Origin of the sequence: Pantoea brenneri (genome assembly GCF_038594305.1) — a bacterium.
Classification (GTDB): domain Bacteria; phylum Pseudomonadota; class Gammaproteobacteria; order Enterobacterales; family Enterobacteriaceae; genus Pantoea; species Pantoea brenneri.
Genome location: NZ_JBCGBG010000002.1, coordinates 401,025 through 419,398 on the forward strand (window position 1 = coordinate 401,025; position 18,374 = coordinate 419,398).

Annotated in this window: 20 protein-coding genes; 8 read left to right on the forward strand and 12 right to left on the reverse strand. The window is 50.9% G+C overall.

From position 1 onward, the window contains the following. Positions 1-10: 10 nt before the first annotated feature. Positions 11-328 (forward strand): ArsR/SmtB family transcription factor, encoded by a 318-nt coding sequence (locus AABB92_RS12630; RefSeq protein WP_031376376.1) that lies wholly within the window; start codon positions 11-13, stop codon positions 326-328. A 266-nt stretch (positions 329-594) separates the two neighbouring features. Here AABB92_RS12630 and AABB92_RS12635 read toward each other — a convergent pair whose 3' ends face one another. The 3 genes from AABB92_RS12635 to AABB92_RS12645 form a co-directional block, all read right to left on the reverse strand. Continuing rightward, complete coding sequence (locus AABB92_RS12635) at positions 595-990, reverse strand: VOC family protein (RefSeq protein WP_031374951.1); 396 nt, start codon at positions 988-990, stop codon at positions 595-597. Positions 991-1,445: 455 nt separating this feature from the next. Beyond that, entirely contained in the window at positions 1,446-1,931 is a 486-nt protein-coding gene (locus AABB92_RS12640; RefSeq protein ID WP_152659119.1) for a nucleoside deaminase, read from the reverse strand. Then, complete coding sequence (locus tag AABB92_RS12645; protein WP_046289474.1) at positions 1,924-3,237, reverse strand: nucleobase:cation symporter-2 family protein; 1,314 nt, start codon at positions 3,235-3,237, stop codon at positions 1,924-1,926. Before AABB92_RS12645 ends, AABB92_RS12640 begins: the two co-directional genes overlap by 8 nt. A 127-nt stretch (positions 3,238-3,364) precedes the next feature. Here AABB92_RS12645 and AABB92_RS12650 point away from each other — a divergent pair, with 127 nt between their 5' ends. Continuing rightward, positions 3,365-4,255 (forward strand): LysR family transcriptional regulator, encoded by an 891-nt coding sequence (locus AABB92_RS12650; RefSeq protein ID WP_052720657.1) that lies wholly within the window; start codon positions 3,365-3,367, stop codon positions 4,253-4,255. A gap of 126 nt (positions 4,256-4,381) precedes the next feature. Here AABB92_RS12650 and AABB92_RS12655 read toward each other — a convergent pair whose 3' ends face one another. Next, positions 4,382-4,816: a winged helix-turn-helix transcriptional regulator gene (locus tag AABB92_RS12655; RefSeq protein WP_031374947.1), complete on the reverse strand. Its 435-nt coding sequence runs from the start codon at positions 4,814-4,816 to the stop codon at positions 4,382-4,384. Between the two features lie 128 nt (positions 4,817-4,944). On the opposite strand from AABB92_RS12655, the gene AABB92_RS12660 reads away from it, so the two are divergent. Next, entirely contained in the window at positions 4,945-5,856 is a 912-nt protein-coding gene (locus tag AABB92_RS12660; RefSeq protein ID WP_046289473.1) for an NmrA/HSCARG family protein, read from the forward strand. Positions 5,857-6,484: 628 nt separating this feature from the next. On the opposite strand, the gene AABB92_RS12665 is transcribed toward AABB92_RS12660, so the two are convergent. Continuing rightward, entirely contained in the window at positions 6,485-6,883 is a 399-nt protein-coding gene (locus tag AABB92_RS12665; RefSeq protein ID WP_031374946.1) for a winged helix-turn-helix transcriptional regulator, read from the reverse strand. A 161-nt stretch (positions 6,884-7,044) separates the two neighbouring features. Here AABB92_RS12665 and AABB92_RS12670 point away from each other — a divergent pair, with 161 nt between their 5' ends. After that, positions 7,045-7,938, forward strand: a complete 894-nt coding sequence (locus AABB92_RS12670; RefSeq protein WP_202966901.1) for an alpha/beta fold hydrolase — start codon at positions 7,045-7,047, stop codon at positions 7,936-7,938. 210 nt (positions 7,939-8,148) lie between these two features. Here the strand turns inward: AABB92_RS12670 and yahO are convergent, their stop codons facing one another. Next, positions 8,149-8,418 carry a DUF1471 family periplasmic protein YahO gene (gene yahO, locus AABB92_RS12675; protein WP_046289472.1) on the reverse strand — a complete coding sequence of 90 codons (270 nt, stop codon included), beginning with the start codon at positions 8,416-8,418 and terminating at the stop codon, positions 8,149-8,151. A 434-nt stretch (positions 8,419-8,852) separates the two neighbouring features. Between yahO and AABB92_RS12680 the strand changes: the two genes are divergently transcribed. Both AABB92_RS12680 and AABB92_RS12685 read left to right on the forward strand, forming a co-directional pair. Further along, the gene (locus tag AABB92_RS12680) at positions 8,853-9,509 is read left to right on the forward strand and encodes a DUF3313 domain-containing protein (protein ID WP_031374944.1); all 657 of its coding nucleotides are present in this window, start codon (positions 8,853-8,855) and stop codon (positions 9,507-9,509) included. 268 nt (positions 9,510-9,777) lie between these two features. Beyond that, complete coding sequence (locus AABB92_RS12685) at positions 9,778-10,443, forward strand: MarC family NAAT transporter (protein ID WP_031374943.1); 666 nt, start codon at positions 9,778-9,780, stop codon at positions 10,441-10,443. 111 nt (positions 10,444-10,554) lie between these two features. On the opposite strand, the gene AABB92_RS12690 is transcribed toward AABB92_RS12685, so the two are convergent. Together AABB92_RS12690 and AABB92_RS12695 are read right to left on the reverse strand one after the other, a co-directional pair. After that, positions 10,555-11,691: an HlyD family secretion protein gene (locus tag AABB92_RS12690; RefSeq protein ID WP_031374942.1), complete on the reverse strand. Its 1,137-nt coding sequence runs from the start codon at positions 11,689-11,691 to the stop codon at positions 10,555-10,557. 7 nt (positions 11,692-11,698) lie between these two features. Then, the gene (locus tag AABB92_RS12695; protein ID WP_031374941.1) at positions 11,699-12,010 is read right to left on the reverse strand and encodes a DUF3302 domain-containing protein; all 312 of its coding nucleotides are present in this window, start codon (positions 12,008-12,010) and stop codon (positions 11,699-11,701) included. A 672-nt stretch (positions 12,011-12,682) separates the two neighbouring features. Between AABB92_RS12695 and pqiB the strand changes: the two genes are divergently transcribed. Beyond that, a complete protein-coding gene (pqiB, locus tag AABB92_RS12700) occupies positions 12,683-14,299 on the forward strand; it encodes an intermembrane transport protein PqiB (protein WP_031374940.1) in 1,617 nt (538 codons plus the stop codon). A gap of 196 nt (positions 14,300-14,495) precedes the next feature. On the opposite strand, the gene AABB92_RS12705 is transcribed toward pqiB, so the two are convergent. The 4 genes from AABB92_RS12705 to AABB92_RS12720 are packed head-to-tail and all read right to left on the reverse strand — an operon-like array spanning position 14,496 to position 17,725. Beyond that, a complete protein-coding gene (locus AABB92_RS12705; RefSeq protein ID WP_031374939.1) occupies positions 14,496-15,239 on the reverse strand; it encodes an SDR family oxidoreductase in 744 nt (247 codons plus the stop codon). 51 nt (positions 15,240-15,290) lie between these two features. Beyond that, positions 15,291-16,394 carry an alkene reductase gene (locus AABB92_RS12710; protein WP_031374938.1) on the reverse strand — a complete coding sequence of 368 codons (1,104 nt, stop codon included), beginning with the start codon at positions 16,392-16,394 and terminating at the stop codon, positions 15,291-15,293. Between the two features lie 53 nt (positions 16,395-16,447). Further along, positions 16,448-17,029, reverse strand: coding sequence for a TetR/AcrR family transcriptional regulator (locus AABB92_RS12715; protein ID WP_031374937.1), 582 nt, complete (start codon positions 17,027-17,029; stop codon positions 16,448-16,450). Between the two features lie 48 nt (positions 17,030-17,077). Then, positions 17,078-17,725 carry a TetR/AcrR family transcriptional regulator gene (locus AABB92_RS12720; protein WP_031374936.1) on the reverse strand — a complete coding sequence of 216 codons (648 nt, stop codon included), beginning with the start codon at positions 17,723-17,725 and terminating at the stop codon, positions 17,078-17,080. Between the two features lie 182 nt (positions 17,726-17,907). Between AABB92_RS12720 and AABB92_RS12725 the strand changes: the two genes are divergently transcribed. After that, positions 17,908-18,294: a nuclear transport factor 2 family protein gene (locus AABB92_RS12725; RefSeq protein ID WP_031374935.1), complete on the forward strand. Its 387-nt coding sequence runs from the start codon at positions 17,908-17,910 to the stop codon at positions 18,292-18,294. Positions 18,295-18,374: the final 80 nt, after the last annotated feature.

Consider the following 18,374-nt stretch of genomic DNA (forward strand, 5'->3'; position numbering starts at 1 on the left):
GCGAGGCGGCATGTCACCAGAAAATGCCCTGAAATTACTCTCCAACCCGACACGGGTGGCGGTACTTAAATGGCTAAAAAATCCTGACGAAGCGTTTGCGGGTTATTCGCAGCTCTATCCTTTCGATCAGTATGGCGTCTGTGCCAGTCTCATACAGGACAAGGCGGGCTTATCACAGCCCGCCACGTCGTTATGTCTCAAAGCGCTTCAAAGCGCAGGCCTGGTAGAAGCCAGTAAAGTCGGTAAATGGACCTATTATCGCCGCGCCGAGCAACGCATTCATGAAGTCACTGATGCTGTGACACAATCACTGCAGCAGCTTTTATAGTCTGCTTTCACCCATTAGCCGTTCTCTATACTGGCCGTCGGGTTGGCGAGATCCGTTACAGCCGCAGCGAAACCGGAAGCGGCGCTGCAGATGGCTGAATGCTGAGCGTAGCCGGGTTTTTTCCAGACAGGATAAAGCGCTGGGATATGCCGTTGCGGATGGATAAAAGCTGTTCAGTCTGTGTGATGGGGAAAGTGCAACCGCCTTAGCGGCGGTAAGAAAGGTGCCGGCTGCGATGATGGCGCATCCGGCAAAGCGCGTTAAGGTTATTTATTCTGGTAAAGGTCCCAACGATTGCCGTAGAGATCCTCAAATACCACCACCGTACCGTACTCCTCTTCGCGAGGCTGCTCGCAGAATTCGACGCCTTTGGCCTTCATGGCGTTATAGTCGCGCCAGAAATCATCGGTCTGAAGGAACAGGAATACTCTGCCGCCGCACTGATTGCCGATAAAGCTTTCCTGCCGCTCGGTTGAGGCGCGGGCCAGCAGAATATTGCAGTCGCTTGCCGGATTCGGCGTCACCACGACCCAGCGCTTGCCCGGCTGTGGTGTATCTTCAATCAGGGTAAACCCGAGCTTGTCAGTGTAATACTCAATCGCGCGATCGTAGTCATCGACAACCACTGCCACATATCCCATGCACCGCTTTTGCGTTCTCATTTTCTGCTCCGTCAGGTGTCCGGCACATATGCCGGGAAGATCCGTTTTAGCATATAAAATAAAAAATGCATAAAGCCGTGCAGTGTTGAATGATTTTTTATAAAGCCTGTAATGAGGATTAAAAAGTCAATTGTTGTTCCGGGTAAAACTATAGCGTTAGCATGAAGCTGTTCCGCTATTATTAAATGCTGCCGCAAGAGACAAGCGAAAGCGAACGCTGCTTGCCTTGATCATAGTCCATTTACCGATAAAAGCCTTCGCCGATGTTCATCAGAAGATGAGTCGCTTGATCCTTAAAAAGTGATAATCCACTAATGACTCATTTATATTGGTCATAAATCGTATTGATACTAACGCTGTTTCAAACTCCCCCGGCCTTATCCGTAATAGGATAAGGCCGTAAGCGGAATAATATATCTTTCAACAGTAAGGCAGACAGATTAACCCGTTAAAAGTTAACAGCTTTTTCGGGTTTCCCAAAAATCCTTCTGTAACCGCAGCGTCTCTGCTTCGACTTCATCTACCGGGCCAGTCAGTTCAATTTTTTTCTGCCCATGCTGAAAAACATATGACGCCGGAATACTCATGGTCGGGTTTTCATGGTGGTTTCCGGTACATTCAAGCAGACGTGCTTCGCTCATTCCATAGACAACCCGGCCAATATTGGCCCAGTAGATGGTACCGGCGCACATACAGCAAGGCTCTACCGCGGTGTAAAGCGTACAGTTCCAGAGATAGTCAGCCGGAAAATTGCTTGCCGCTATTCGCGCAAGTGTCGATTCAGCATGGTTAACGCTATCGATATTACATTGGGTCAGCAGCACCGTCTCCTTATCAGGGCCAACCAGCACCGCACCGAAAGGATGATTACCTAAAGCGATAGCGCGTTTCCCGACCTCATTCGACATTTGCAGAAATTTAATATCCGTTGTGTTATTCATCTTTTTTTCCTTTTCTGGCATTCAGTAAGGCATTGAGTAAAACAGCAGTGAATCCGCCCATAAAAATGCCGCTGTCAAAAATTAATCTTAATGATGATGGAAGCGAAGTAAATAAAGCAGGGAAGGCCATAGGAATAACACCGACGCTAATCGATACGGCAACAATCAGCATATTATTATCATTTTCAAAGCTGACCTCTTTGAGTTGCTGGATGCCAGCCGCCAGCGTCATACCAAACATCAGAATACCCACACCGCCCAGCACCGGACGAGGAATGGCTGCAACAATGGCACCCAGTTTAGGAAACAGGCCGAGCAGCACCAGTATCACGCCTGCGGCAGCCAGCACTGAACGACTGGTAATGCGTGTGAGCATGATCAGCCCGGCATTTTGAGAAAAGGCATTGTACGGAAAACTGTTAAGACAACCGCCGATCATCGTTGAAAGACCGTCAGCGCGTATCGTATCGGAAAGGCGTTGCGGTGTGGTCGGACGACCGATCAGCTTATCTATCAGCAGCACGTTGCCGGTGGTTTCTGTCATCACAATTATCATTGCCAGGCAGGATATAAACACAGGAACGGGTGAAAACACCGGCAGGCCAAAGGAGAAAGGCATGCTGATACCGATCCAGTCAGCATAACTGACGGCTGAGAAATCGGTTAATCCTGCGGCAAAAGCGAGCAGGGTTCCAGCCAGCATGCCCGCCAGGATAGCGAAATTCCTGATAATGCCGCGCGTTTTGCAATAGAAGAACAGCGTAATCACCAGGGTCGCCAGACCGAGTAACAGGTGAGAGGGGCTGGCAAAATCAGCTGCATCGGGGTTTCCTCCGCCAATCCAGATTGCCGCTGCTGGCATCAAAGAAATGCCAATGATGGTAATAACGCAGCCAATCACAATGGGCGGGAAAAAGCGCACCAGGCGGCTAAATAGCGGGGCAATAAGCACGGTAAACAATCCACAGGCGATTGCAGAACCAAAAACCGTGGTAATCCCATACTGCTGACCAATCATCGCCATCGGTGCCAGCACGATAAACGAGCATCCCTGGATTAACGGCAGTCTGCCACCAAAGCGACCTAACCCAACAGACTGAAGCAGGGTAGCAAGTCCGGATGTCAACAGGCAGGCGTTAACCAGCGTAACCGTCTGAGATCCATTTAAACCCATTACCGAAGCCAGAATTAAAGGCACCGTTACCGTGCCCGCGTACATAACGAGCACATGCTGAAAGCCCAGCGACGCTATTCGGCCGGGCGTCAGCGAGCGTTGAGGCGACTTTTCTGCAATCAAGGTTTCCATAAGCATCCCCATCATTTTTAAAAAAAGAGAACTCACTCTATATGTAAAAAAATGATAAAAGTAAGTGAGCTGTTTTCATAAAAATTGAAAGCTGAGAGGTAATTTGAAATATTCATTGGAACAACTTATGACGTTTGAGCAGGTTGCCAAATCGGGTTCCTTCTCTGCTGCTGCGCGTAATTTGAAGAAATCCCAGTCCTCGGTGAACATGGCGATGAGCAATCTGGAGATTGAACTTAATATTGCACTATTTGAACGCACGCCAAGGCAGGTCAGGCTTACGCCTGAAGGGGAAGTTCTGCGGGAATATGTCAAAACGATACTGGAAAGATGTCATGCTTTTGATCAACGCGTAACCGCTTTCAACCAGCAGATTGAGAGCCACGTCAGCCTGGCAATAGAACTTCCCTACATCACCATTGCGCCGGTGCTATATGAATTCTCTATGACCTTTCCGGAGGTTGATATCCATATTAAGGAACCGTTTCGCGGCGACGTAGAAGCTATGGTGAAAAGTGGTGAGGTTGATCTGGGTATTACCCTTTCGCATTCTGTTGAGAGCGAGACCATTCAGTTCGCTCAACTGGGTAAGGTGGTGATGGTACACGTCGTCAGTGTTGATCATCCGCTTGCGCAACAGATCCCGGTTTCATTTGCCGATTTGCACAACTGGCGACACATTACGTTTGGCTCACAGGAAAAAAAGATCGCCACAACCGAATACCTCGGCAGCCCCATGCTGTGGCGAGTGGAAAGCTACAGTGCAATGCTTGATGCGGCACTGGCGGGTCTGGGATGGGCGTCGCTACCGCGAGAATTGGTTAAACGTGAATTGCAAACCGGCAAGCTGGTCGAATTACGACAGCAGGAATATCCGCACACCGACTGGATTGTTGCGGTGGATCTGCTGTGGTCCAGACAGGCTAAAGCCGGAAAAGCACAAATCTGGCTTCGCGATCGGTTAGTGAAGCATAAGATTTTTGAGCAGGATAATGCGGGCAACAGAACAACGCTTTAATTTCATTGTTCTGCCCGCCAGTCATCAATCGCGAACGGATTAAGCCATGTGCGCGGGTGGCGCGGACGGACCCCTTACCCTCAACCGCAATCCACGACCTGAGGCCGGCGATCGACCCGCAGGAAACTACGGGTGATCTTTGGCCGAAGTGGTGGCCTTGCCTTGTGAATCATCGAAGGCTTTGCGCGAAGCTTCAATATCCTGCCAGCTATCCTTGATCCAGTCAGTGAATCCCGCCAGCGGCTTTAGCATCGAGCAACCCCGTTCAGTGAGTTGATATTCCACCCGCGGTGGAAGTTCCGGATAAAAATATCGGGCAACAAGGCCATCTCTTTCGAGATTACGCAGAGTCAGGGTCAGCATCCGCTGTGAAATATCAGGAATGCCACGGCGAATGGCCCCAAAACGCAAAGGCGCGTCTGGCGAAAGTGCCAATAGCGAAATAACAAGAATCGTCCATTTATCTCCCAGCCTTGCCAGCACACTGCCCGGCGCACAAGGCGTCAGTTTCGGTCCATCCGGTGTTTCGATGACCGGTCTGCCATAAATCTCACGCGCCATACATCTCCTCCATCGCACATCGCCAATAGTTATCTTTTTGTTACTAAGGACCAAAAATGTGCCGTCTTGTGAACAGAATATCACTGGTTACATACTGTGACTTACATTAGTTACTATGGAGAACCACAATGGTGCAAACAGCAGAATTTCTCGTTTTCGGCGCCACCGGGCAGCAAGGTGGCGCAGTGGCCCGCGCGTTACGAGCCGCTGGACGGCAGGTCCGTGCTTTGGTGCGGGACTCACAAAGCGAGAAGGCAAGGGCGCTGGCGGCGGAGGGCATTACTCTGGCCGTCGGCAATGTGTTTGACCGCGCATCGATTGATCAGGCAATGGCAGGGATCCGGGGGGTATTTAGTGTTCAGCCCAGTTCACCCGGGGGCGAAGTCAGCGATGAGCAGGAGGTGTTGCAGGGTAAAGTCATCGCCGACAGCGCCCTGGCGGCGGGGGTCAGCCATCTCGTCTATTCTTCGGCCGGGGCGGCAGGAAAAGGCCCTACCGGCATGGGCCACTTTGACAGTAAATCACAAATAGAAGATTACCTGCGCAGTTTGCCGCTCGCCACAACCATTACGCGTCCGGCAAGCTTTATGGAAATGATGTTGCTACCTGGCCTGGGACTTAACAGCGGCAATTTTTTCTACTTTATGCAGCGCAATCAGGCTCTGCAGATGATTACGCTGCATGACCTGGGGCGCATTAATTCTCACATCCTGTGTCATCCTGAACGTTACGTGGGGCAGACCCTGGAGCTGGCAAGCCAGGCGTTGACGGGCGAAGAGCTGGAGCGTGCTTTCTCTGATGCCGCAGGTCATGCGGTTCATTATCATCGCTTTCCGGATGCGTTATTAGAGCAGAATAGCTTTCTTCATCGCCTCACTGAGCTGGTGGATAACGGCATTGTCACGGGTTCGGCGGACATACCGGCGCTGGAACAGGAATTTGGCAGGATGATGACGCTGGAGCAATGGCTGGCGGGGCCTGCTAAGCAGAGCTTTGAAGCGGCACTCAATGCTCCACAGGCTAATCTGCTATTGCGATAGGCTGACTGCCGGAGCTGGCCGCCTCCGGCTGTTTTTGATCGCAGCTCCGCTTGTGGCACCACGCGGATTGACCATGATTTTAATCACGGCTGGCGAAAGGAATAGCCTTAATAACACCAAAAGATACCTCACCCTATGACGTCAGGCGCTGTGCAGCGTTTGAGGTATCGGATGTCTTAAGGGCCGTCAGGTAAGGTGAGACGTGTTATGCGGTCTGTGGTCGGCGAAACAGCGAGTCTGAATAGCCAGGCTGTCATTATTTAATGGCACTCTGTCAGCTTAAAATCACGGCAAAGCGTAAATTCAAAAATAAGCATTAGCTGAGGCGTTTTTATAACCAATGTTGCCGCAAGCGATAAGATACTTTCCGAACTGGCACATTTCAGAGTTAACTTCGTCGGGACGGTATTTATTATTAAGGCTGATTTATGGCTGCCTTTATCACCCTTTTATAACGCACTTAATATTCCGCTGGCGCAATAACTCAATTGAGAGCAGTTATTTTAGCGGATGGTTGAAATGCCGGCGCGTAACGCTGCGAACGACCCGAATAAAACCTCAGAATGCAACGTCACTGATATTTATCCGCTCACCGGCAGTGAGCCAGATTCACGCACAGCCTGTCGTTTTATTTCTGCAGGCGACGATTCTCATCAACCTCAGAGACGCTGGCATCATAGGCTTGTTGCGCTTGTTCAATATCGTCCAGATGATTAATCGCCCAGTCATACATGGCGCTGAACGGTTTTTGCAGAGAGCGGCCCAGATCGGTAATGGCGTATTCCACTGCAACCGGAGAAGTGGCTAAAACAGTACGGTTAATCAAGCCGTTACGTTCCATTTTGCGTAAGGCCTGGGTGAGCGCTTTATGTGTAATGCCTTCCATGCTGCGCTTCATTTCGTTGAAGCGCATTGTATTTTCATTCAATAAAGTGAGAATCATGACACTCCATTTGTTTGCAACCTGATCGAAAAAAACACGCGCGGCGCAGTCCGCAAAAAAAACGGGATCAACGATATCTGTCATTCAGGTATCCTTCAGTATATTTACTAGCTTCAAAGTGCGTAATTGACCTTAGTTGAATGTTATATACCATGCTACTGACGTTGGTATAAATATCTTACTCCCGACCGCATCCTCTGCTAAATAAAACGGCAGGACAAACGTTTAGCGAGTACTAAGGATCTATGATGAAACCACAAAAGTTCGCCCTGTCGAGGCGTAACCTGCTGGCCTTCGCCAGCGCCACCGTTCTCTCGACAGCCGTTAAAGCGAGTCCGACACTTTCTGCGCCGCAGAGGTCGTCAACGGCCCGGCTGTTTTATACCGAAAAAGGGCAAGGCAAAAACATAATGGTATTACACGGCTGGACGTGTGATTCACATGACTGGAGCTGGCAATTACCCGAGCTTGAAAGCAAATACCGCACGGTGGCGGTTGATTTGCGCGGGCATGGCCGATCGGAGGTGATGCCATCAGGACATTACACCCCTGCTGACTATGTTGCCGATATTGAATCACTGATTTTGACCGACTTTCCTGGTCAAAAATTTATTCTGATTGGCCATTCGATGGGAGGGCAGATTGCAGCCCGTCTTGCGGCGAAAAGGCCCGATCTGGTGAATGCGGTAGTCTCGATAGACGGCTCGATGGGATTCGCGGATAAGCAGGCGGCGCTTTTTCAGAAAGCCACTGATGACCTGCTAAACGGCGATCCTTATGTGACCGGTCCGGCGCTGTTTGAACTGTTTTACGATAAAAATACCCAGCCCGCATTTAAACGCTGGCATGCAAGACGCCTTCAGGGTGTGCCGCTGCAGGTGGTACGGGAATCATTCGGTCCACTGTTTCTCGGGCCGGGACAAGTGGGTGTTGGCAAAGCGAGCGAGGACTTTTGCCGTCGCTTAACGGTTCCTGTGTATCACCTTTGTCGCGATGCCACTCAGGCTGAAAATATGCGCAGATGGTTTGCAAATCCAAAGTCAAAAACAGACTACTGGACCGATACCGGTCACTGGATTATGCAGGATCGCAGTGAGGACGTGAATAAAGCGGTCACCGGCTGGATTGATGCGCTTTAATCTCAGACCAGGCGGCAGAATGCGGGGTTTAAACAGGTAACAATTATTGTCGTTAAAAGATTATGTTCAGGCATCCTTTTTAAACGTGAAACCGCTCAGTTAATGCCATAAAAATGCGCTAACCGGTGTTTCCGGTTAGCGCATTGACCACATCTGCCGCGAATGATGTGGTAAAGGATTGACGTAGCTGCTTTTGATGATGCGCAGCTATCACTTTTTCTTATAGACATCCGCTGTTGCATGCATTTTATTATTGGTGTTACCCGAAGTCAGAACATAAATATCGCCGCCTTTTTTATCCGCCATACTGGACAGTTCGGCTTTGGCATCGGATGCACTGACTTCGCCTGATGTTGACACACTACCGACTTTTTCATACTGGTTTTGCACTTTTTCAAAATCATTTTTCGGCATCATTTCTGCCGCCAATGCGTTTAATGAAAAGGCACAAGCCGCTATCACGTAAATGATTTTTTTCATCTGATCTTCTCCAGCTTTATTTAGTGTGGAATAAGTATTAAATGCCATAATAATTATATCTCCTGCACGCGCTTCTTTCCCAACGGATGTTGTTTTATTTTTACTTTTTGTGATGAGCGTGTTGTTCATTAAACAGGATTAATCTGACTGTCACCCATGTCATTAGTGTCTGCCATAGCATTAGCGTGGTAATTAATTTTATTTTTTCGAATGGTGTATATTTTCGATGCTAAAAAGCCGTGCTTTTTATATCGTAAACCCTTTTTTCGTCCGCTGATGAGGTCATATGTTAAAAAATAACAGCCGTGACTTTACCTGTCACTGGTCTTATTTTACGGCAGGATAATTAATCATCGTCTTTAGTGATAACTGAATTATAATTAATGGTGCAAAAACTCTCCGCTGTATAAATAACCATGCTCATGGGGGCAATTATGATTATCCTGCTAAGGTTTTGCGTCATTGCTTTGTTTCTGACACTGACCGGATGTTCTTCTAAGGTGGCAGAAACCAATCAGTATTCAGGCTTTCTAAGTGATTACTCTGATTTACGCTCGGTAGAAACGACATCGGGTCACCAGGTACTGCGCTGGGTATCACCCGATTTTCGGCTAAGCAATTATAAGGATATTTATGTTTCACCGGTGGTCTATTTCCCGTCTCCGGCACCGGATAGTCGCGTAAGTGCTGCTACACTCGAGCAAATCCGGCTATACACCGAACAACGGCTTAAAAGCGCGGTCGGTACCCACAAGAGTTTAAGCAATCAGCCACATGCAGGCGGTTTAATGCTCAGAACAGCGATTACTGCCGTTTCTGCTGAAAATAAAGACATACAGTTTTACGAAGTGCTGCCGGTTACCGCAATTGTGGCAGGAACCATGACCGTAACCGGAAAACGTTCACAAAACACCTTCCTGTTTATTGAGGCGGCGTTAATTGACGTCTCAACCAATAAGCCGGTGATCAAAGTGGTGAGAAAAGCCTATGGCGGTAAAGTCTCTAATAGCGAATCTCAGATAACCAGAGATGACATCAAAAGTGCCATCGACACCATGGTTGCCGACGTGGTCGACTTTCCCGGGAAATAGACAAAGGCATACGCTTTCTTATTGTAATCAAGCTGATGCGGATTTTAATTACAGCGGATGTATAAAAAGATATTTACTCGCTGAAGCAGAATTTTAAAAAACGACGGGAGCCGCGTAGCAGAGCCTGAATAATTTTTAACATTATTGGGGCTGGTGTCTGTTACGTCGTGCTTAATACCTGACCTTTTTTGGTCTGTCTGGTGCCAACAGTGACATTAACCGGCACGGCACCTGAATCCCTGTGTTATTTCTGCGAAGGAAATTCATGATGCTGGATCTGATAAAAGCTATTGGGCTGGGGCTGATTGTCATTCTGCCGCTGGCTAATCCATTAACTACCGTCGTGTTGTTTTTAGGATTAAGCGGCCAGATGAACAGTGCCACCCGCAACCAGATAGCGAATAAAACCTCTCTCTATGTTTTTATTATCCTGATGGTGGCCTGGTATGCCGGTCAACTGGTGATGGATACCTTTGGTATTTCTATTCCCGGCCTGCGAATTGCGGGTGGGCTGATTGTGGCTTTCATCGGTTTTCGGATGTTGTTTCCGCAACCGGAGGAAGACCAGAGTAGGGAGGTATTAATCAAAGCGGTGAAAGAGACTGAAGCTTCTAAAACCAGCATTGCTTTTGTGCCGCTCGCCATGCCCAGCACTGCCGGGCCGGGTACCATTGCGATGCTGATCAGTTCGGCTTCTACATTACGGCACGCCAATGAATTTCCAGCCTGGGTGATTCTGGTGGCACCACCGTTAATCTTTCTGCTGGTGGCAATTATTGCCTGGGTCTGTCTGCGCAGTACCGACAAAATCATGCGGCTGATCGGCAAAAGTGGTATTGATGCCATTTCCCGTCTGATGGGATTTTTGCTGGTCTGTATGGGTGTGCAGTTTATTATTAATGGCGTACTTGAGATTGTTGCCAGCATTCGCTAATCCGGCGTTATGCTGTCTGAATCATGGCTATTTCAGCCATCAACACAGGGGTTAATAATCTTCCGACTATGTTAACCCGCCATCGCCATGCCGGTGGCTATTCAGGCTCGCTTAATGATCGAGATAGAGGTAATGGAGCCAGCTGGTCATACGCAGCAGCACCTTACGCATCACCGAAACATGGGCGAAGTGGTCTGAATAAACCGCAACCTGCGCAAAAATGCCGTCTGGTAAGGCGTCCACATCAGCGTTCGGTTCCAGTTCAATGGTGGCCAGCACTCCATCGCTACCGGATGCAACAGTCAGAGATTGCAGCGTGCCTTGTGCCTGATAGGCGCCACCCGGCACCACCGGCAGGATCTGGGTCAGCTTGCCGGAAAACACCTGACCCGGCAGGGCATTAAAAACCACTTCTGCTTCGTCACCCATCTCCAGACGCAACAGCGAATTCTGTCTGAACTGGGCAACAATCTGCCGCTTCTGTTCGGGTATAAAAATCATCACCGGCCGCAGAGGCAGGGCGGCGGCATACGAGCCTGGCCGGATCAGGACCTGGGTGACATAGCCATTACCGGGGGCCCGTACGATGGTTTGATCAAGATTATATCGGGCTTCTGCCAGCTGCGCCCGCAGGCTGACAATCTGCGATTGCTCGCCGTTCACCACGCTATCTAAACTGCTTTTTATCTGGGCCTGTTCCGCAACCGAACCTTTTACCAGCGCATCCTGCGCATAATAGTCCTGTCGGGCGTTATCAATATCTCTTTCGGAAAACGGATTAACTTTGGCCTTACTGCCCTCCAGATAGCGCTGGTAATCTTTATACAATCGATCCCGTTCGGCGGAGACATGCGAGGTATTAGCAATCGCTTCGTCCAGCTGACCTTTTAACGCCTGGACATTGTGAATAGCGGTCATTAAATCAGCCTGCAGCCTGTCTACCCGCGCCTGATAACGGGTGTTGTCTAAGCGAAACAGCACCTCACCTTTTTTGATACGTTGGTTCTGCTTATCGGTCACTTCGCTGACCACGCCGGTGACCTGAGGCGTAATCGGAATCGCGATCACCGCTTTCTGCGCCAGCGAAGTATAGGGATGGTTGTAATTCATTAACATAATCAGCGCGCCGATCAAAAAAACGCCGCCCAGTGCTGCGGTTGGCACCGTCCATTTATTTATCGGTATCCTGAAGATTTTAAAAATAGCCCAGGCAAACGCGACATAGGTGAGAATGATCAGTAGATCCATCGCGTTGTTACTCCGGCTTGCGTAGGTTGCGATTATTGAGTTGTTTTTCAAGCTCCGTCACGCGTTGCTCCAGGGCGGCATTGGTGTTCATTCCCCAGCCCCGTTCCGGGCGATAGAGCGTCGCCCAGATCCATAAAAATGGCCATATGACATGTAAAGTAAATAAGCTGACCCAGCCCGCCACGTGAATAGCATCAGCGTGTGGATGATTGCGGGACTTCGCGATGAGATAAGGAATGTCATGCAGGACAATAATGCCATAGAAAATAATGATAAACACCGCAAACAGCACACCCAATGCAAAGTAGTTAAGAAACATAAATGCCTCGAATTAAATTTGCAGCATGATTTCAAGCATAGGCTTAATGGTGCTGCCCGGCAATAAGGTCGATTTGATAAAAAATAAATAATCTTTATGAGTATGATTTGGTGGTACTGTTTTTCATGTCGGCGGGGCAGGCATGCCCTCTGTTGAGTGTGATGATTAAATTACAACCGAATGATTAATATCGTATTGTTGAATTTTTTTAACGGCGAATTTGACAGGAGTAATAAATCTTTGCGCTAATAACTGTATTTTCAGTGCCTTTGTTCTCTTTTGCGGATGACCTGACTTTTTAAATATCCAGCCAGATGTGATCTCAGTCGACAAAAATCCAGCAGGTCTCTGTTGCTGTTCATCAGGATAGCTATACTTATTTTTTCGATAATTTAGGTGACGGAATTTCCATGCGCAATTAGTCCTGAGTGGAATTTAATTGCCCTCGCGCCGCCGTTAGAACTGTTAAGTATAATAATATAGTGATCAGCGGCAGCATAAAGCGAATTTGTTATAACCGGGCGCGCTATAAAATTATCAGATAATGGTTAGAGAATAATTTGAATGGCTGGGTAACAATCGGATTTTATAGCTGGCGCTTTTCCAGTTCGCTACCCGATGAAGGCAGTCACTGTCAGCGGTATCGCTATTTTCATGTGGAGTCGCCATTAGATGAAAAATTCTGATACCAGCGCTGTGACCTTACCGCCTTCACGCGGGTGGGTTATATGGATTATTCCGCTGCTGACGTTACTGGCTGCTGCCGCAATGGTGGTTTATCACTTCAGCCATCAGGGTGCGCAGATCACGCTGATTACCGATACTGCTGAAGGGATTAAAGCTGGCAATACCCCGATTAAAAACCGCAGTATTATTATCGGCGAGGTAGAGACGACCGCGCTGGCGGAGGATCTTCGTCATGTGGAGATTAAGCTACGTCTGCATCCGGGGATGGAGAAGTTGTTACACCGCAACAGCATGTTCTGGCTGGTCAAACCGCAAATAGGGCACGAAGGCATTACCGGTCTCAGCACGCTAATGAGCGGCGCTTATATCGCGTTACAGCCTGGCGATGCAGGTAGTCCCTTAACGCGCTACTCGCTACTGGATGCTCCGCCGCTGGCATCCGTCAATGCGCAGGGCATCCGTGTAATTCTGAATAGCCAGAAAAAAGGGCAGCTTCAGACCGGCGATCCGGTGATGTTTAGTGGTTTCCGGGTCGGGTCAGTTGAAAGCAGCCGCTTTGACACTCAGCGACGCGGCATGACCTATCGGCTGTTTATCGCATCGCCTTATGATCGTCTGGTGACCAACAACACCCGCTTCTGGCAGACGCGCGGGATTAACGTTGGCCGCTCGGCGTCAGGTCTGCGGGTTGAGTCAGATTCAGTGGTTTCGCTGTTAAGTGGGGGTGTCAGCTTTGCGGTTCCATCAGGGTGGGAGCCGGGGCGAGTGGCGCGTAATAACGCCGAATACCCGCTTTTTGACGACAGGCAGAGCACTGAACGGTCCTACTACACCCGGCGTGTGCCTTTCCTGCTGTTATTCACCGATTCGGTGCGTGGCCTGAAGCCGGGTGCGCCGGTTGAATTTCGCGGCATCCGTCTCGGAACCGTTATCCAGGTCCCTTTTGTTTTACCGGGCAGATCGCAGAATATGGCGACGGACTATCGCGTGCCGGTATTGATCAATCTGGAGCCGGACCGATTTGTCAGGGAGATGCCGGATTTTAACCTGGTCGAACGGCTGAAGAGTGGCATCGCCCGTGGAATGCGTGCCACGCTGAGAACCAGCAGTCTGCTGTCTGGCGCACTCTATATTGATTTGGATTTTTTAACCGATGTGGCGGCGTACACCGGGCCGCAGTTTATCGCTGGCTATGAAATCATCCCGACCGCGCCCGGCGGGCTGAACCAGCTACAACAGAAACTGGTGTCAGTGCTGGATAAGGTCAATCATTTGCCGCTTACTCCACTGGTAATGCAGACCAGCGCGACGCTGAAACAAAGCCAGCGCACGATGGTTGAATTACAACAAACAGTGAAAGATTTGAATCAGCTGACCGCCAGTCCGGCCATGCAAACCCTGCCGGTTGAACTGCAACACGCATTACGTGAGCTGAACAGCAGCCTGAAGGGGTTGCAGCCGGGTTCGCTTGCCTACGATCGGCTGGTGGGAAATATGCAGCGTCTTGATCAGGTGCTGCGCGATCTGCAATCCTTGCTGAAGTTACTGAACCGTAAAAGTAATGCTCTGGTAGCAGATGCCGCCACGCAAGCTGACCGCTAAAGCGCAGCTCAATCACTATAGTCGCCTACATTCCACCTAATCTATCGGATCAGAGCCGATCAGCGCGTGGCTGGCAATGATGCTACTGAGTGAAGTTGATGCATCACTAATAACCGCGTTTTTGAGGCGAGAAGGGAAGGGAGCTGGATACCCGGCAATGTTTCCAGAGGGCAGCCAGCAGGCTGCCTGCTGCACTTTACCAGTTCTGCCGGGCAGGCGAGATAATCAGGTCATTAACCGTCACGTTTTTCGGCTGATTAAGCGCATACACCACGGCGCTGGCCACATCCTGCGGGCTGATGGCAATGTTGTTCAGCGCCTGCGCCACTTTACGACCTTCCGGATCGCTGACCTTATCGGCCCAGCCGGTGTTGATGACGCCGGGACTGATTGTGTTGACGCGAATACCCTTGTTCACGCCCGGATCTTTGCGCATCGATTCCGTCATCGCATGGACAAAAAATTTGGTGGCGCTGTATACGCCGGCACCGGCATCGACCTGATGGCCCGCCACGGACGCCATGTTCAGTATCTGGCCATCTTCCCGCTCCAGCATTGCCGGCAGCACTGCCGCAATGGCGTTCAGATATCCCTTGATATTGACGTCGACCATTTTGTTCCAGTCTTCCCACACCACGTCGCTCCAGCCGGAGAAAAGCATCAGGCCGGCGTTGTTGATCAGGATATCAACCTGACCAAAGGTCTCAGTGGCGTAGTTAACCAGCGCCTGTGTTTCCTCCAGACGTGTTACGTCGGTCACCCGGCCAGCAGCCTGGCCGCCGTCTGATTTGATGCTTGCCACTAACCGGTCAAGGCCATCCTGGTCCAGCGCGGCCGCAACGATGTTTACGCCGTGACGTGCCAGTTCCCGCGCGGCTGCAGCGCCAATACCCGATGATGCGCCGGTAATAACCGCCGTTTTATTCTGCAGATGATTCATTTCTGGTCCTTCTTTATCCGGAAAAGGCGGGGGGATCCCCGCCGCTCGCTATCAGTAATTGCCTTGCGGCCAGTCGGTATAACCCTTAGCGCCACCGCCGTAATACGCTTCTTTCGGCGCAATGGTCAGTTCCGCACCGTAACGCAGGCGCTTCACCAGATCCGGGTTGGAAATGAACAGGCGGCCAAAGGCGACGGCATCGATAATCCCTGCGTTACGGCGGCTGATAGCCATCTCCAAATCGTAGTTGTTGTTACCGATAAACGGACCTGTGAACTGCGCGCTCAGCGCATCCATATCCACATCGGCAGGCACGTCGCGCGAGGTGGCCGTTGCACCTTCGACAAAGTGCAGCCAGGCCAGGTTAAAGCGGTTCAACTGCTGGATGAGATAGCCATACATCGCCATCACGTTGCTGTCCGGCGGGGTATTTCCGGCGTCAGGCGTAACCGGCGACAGGCGGATACCGACCCGGTCATTACCCCAGATGTTAACGATGGCTTCGGTGACTTCCAGCGTCAGGCGGGCCCGGTTTTCGATGGAGCCACCGTAGCTGTCGGTACGGTGATTGGTGGAGTCCCGCAGGAACTGGTCAAGCAGGTAGCTGTTGGCTGAATGCACCTCAACGCCGTCAAAACCTGCCCGCAGCGCGTTTTCTGCTGCGTGTTTGTACTGTTCGATAATGCCGGGAATTTCTGCTGTTTCGAGCGCGCGCGGTGTAGAAACCGGCACAAAACCATTCACGGTATAGGTCTGGCCGTCAGCTTTAATGGCGGATGGCGCAACCGGACTTGCACCGTCAGGCTGCAGCTCCACGCTTGAAAAACGGCCAACGTGCCACAGCTGGCAGACGATTTTTCCACCCTGAGCGTGGACCGCGTCCGTCACTTTTTTCCAGCCAGCGACCTGCTCTTCTTTCCAGATCCCCGGCGTGGCGGCATAACCGCGGCCCTGAGCCGAGATGTTGGTGGCTTCTGAAATAATCAGGCCCGCGCCGGCACGCTGCGCATAGTAGGTCGCATGCAGTTCATCAGGCACGCCATCCTCACCGTAACGGCTGCGGGTAACGGGTGCCATTACAATGCGGTTAGCCAGCTCAAGGCTGCCCATCGCGACGGGAGAAAATAAATCGGTACGGGTACTGTTGTCAGTCATATAAACCTCTTAATAGTTGACCGGTCGTCTAGTAAATGGATAAAAAAACACGGCTACCCGAGCAGCCGTGTTGTTGCCTTCATTGCTTTGCCGAAGGCGTTGTCCGGATCGTGAATTTTTGCCATCAGGGAAGCGCCCAGCCAGAGCTGATAAAGTTCTTCAGCCAGCTCACCGGCATCGCTCACCGCAGACAGCGAACCGTCTTCCTGTCCCAGCCGGATACAGCCAGCAATTTTGTGCACAATTTCCTGAGTGCCCGTCGCCAGTACCTGACGCATGCTGTCGTACTGATCGCAGACTTCTGCACCGAGCTTGACCACCAGGCATTTGCTTTCTGGCAGGTCCGCGCCCTGGGTGGTCTTCCAGAAGGCGAAATAGCGCAGCAGCCGCTCTCTGGCCGTTCCGGCACCGCTCAGCTGGTGGTCTACTTCCTGCAGATAGTGGCTGAAGTAGTGCTCCAGCAGCGCTTCTGCAAACTCTTCCTTGGATTTGAAGTAGTAGTAAAACGAGCCCTTGGGAATACCGGCAGCCTGGACTATCTCGGAAAGCCCGACGGCGCTGTAACCCTTATGCGTAATAATCGCCCGTGCCACATCAATGATGTGCTGGCGCATATCTGTCGCGTGTTTTTTCATAATGCGGATACTCTATTTAAAAACTGACCGGTCGTCTAGTACTGACTATTACATATTGTGCGATCGGGTGCTGAGCGGCTGCAGCAGCCTGACGGCATGCTGGCCGATCAGTTTCAGGCTTTCAGGCGTGGCGCCGTCCTTCGCTTCAATCGACATGCCTTCCAGCAGGGTGTTCAGCACGGTAGCCAGCGCAGCGGTATTGGTTTCCGCGGGCAGCTGCTGTTCCTGCACCGCCCGGCTCAGCCGTTTTTCAAACAGATCTTTTCCCTCCTGCCTGAGAAGACTGACCGCCCTGACCACATCGGCTGATTCGGCAGAGACATTGATCGCCGCCAGAACCACCATGCAGCCACAGGGTGCAGAAGGGGAGAGCAGGATATCGGCAGCTTCACTGAAGAATCTGTCAATGGCCTCAGCGATCTCCTGGGCCTCTTCAAGCCGCGCCCAGCTTGCCTGCCAGTAAACCCGCTCGTAGTAATTTACCGCTTCCAGAAACAGGCTGGCCTTGTTGCCAAAGGCGGAATAGAGGCTGGGCGGGTTGATCTCCATTGCGGCACAAAGCTCGGCAACCGATGCCGGCTCAAAGCCTTTGCGCCAGAAAAGATCCAGCGCCTTCAGCAACGCCTTATCACGGTCAAAGCTGCGCGGCCGGCCTTTGGGCTTTTCCACGGCGTCAGGCCGAACGGGAGTTTTCATAGCGTGCCTTCCGGTTATTTGCTTGACACTTTACATAGCGATCACTATACAATGGTTACATTATTTAGTGGTCACTACAAAATAGGATCGGCAGGGTGAGGGATATGACCTGCCTTGTTCCGGCATCAAATCAGGCGGTTATCTGAACAGATAGCCGCGTAATCAAAATGGAGTAAAAAGAGATGACTGACACCACCTACGTGCAGGACTACAACGCTATTCTGGATGTGCTGAATCAGTACAACGAGGGCGGGAAGCTGGCGAACAGTGCGCTGATGAAACCGGCTTTTAGTGATCAAGCCACAATATTTGGCGTTGACGACAACGGTAATCTTAGCGGTGGTCCCATTCAGGGACTGTTTGACACCATCGACACCGCCTTCCGTCCTTCTCCCGACGCGCAGGCCGCGGTTGTTCGCGTCGACATTGTAGGTACGGCCGCCAGCGCCCGCATCGATACCGACGACATATCGGGTTTTCGCTTTACTGATTTTTTCAATCTACTGAAAATAAACGGGCGCTGGAGCGTGGTCAGCAAGATTTATCATACTCACGCCGCCCCTTGCTGAAGCGGGCAGCAAGCGCAGTGGTGTGAATCAGCTAGCCGCAGCGCGCCAGGCTCAGCCATCGGCGCGATCGCTGGCGGCTG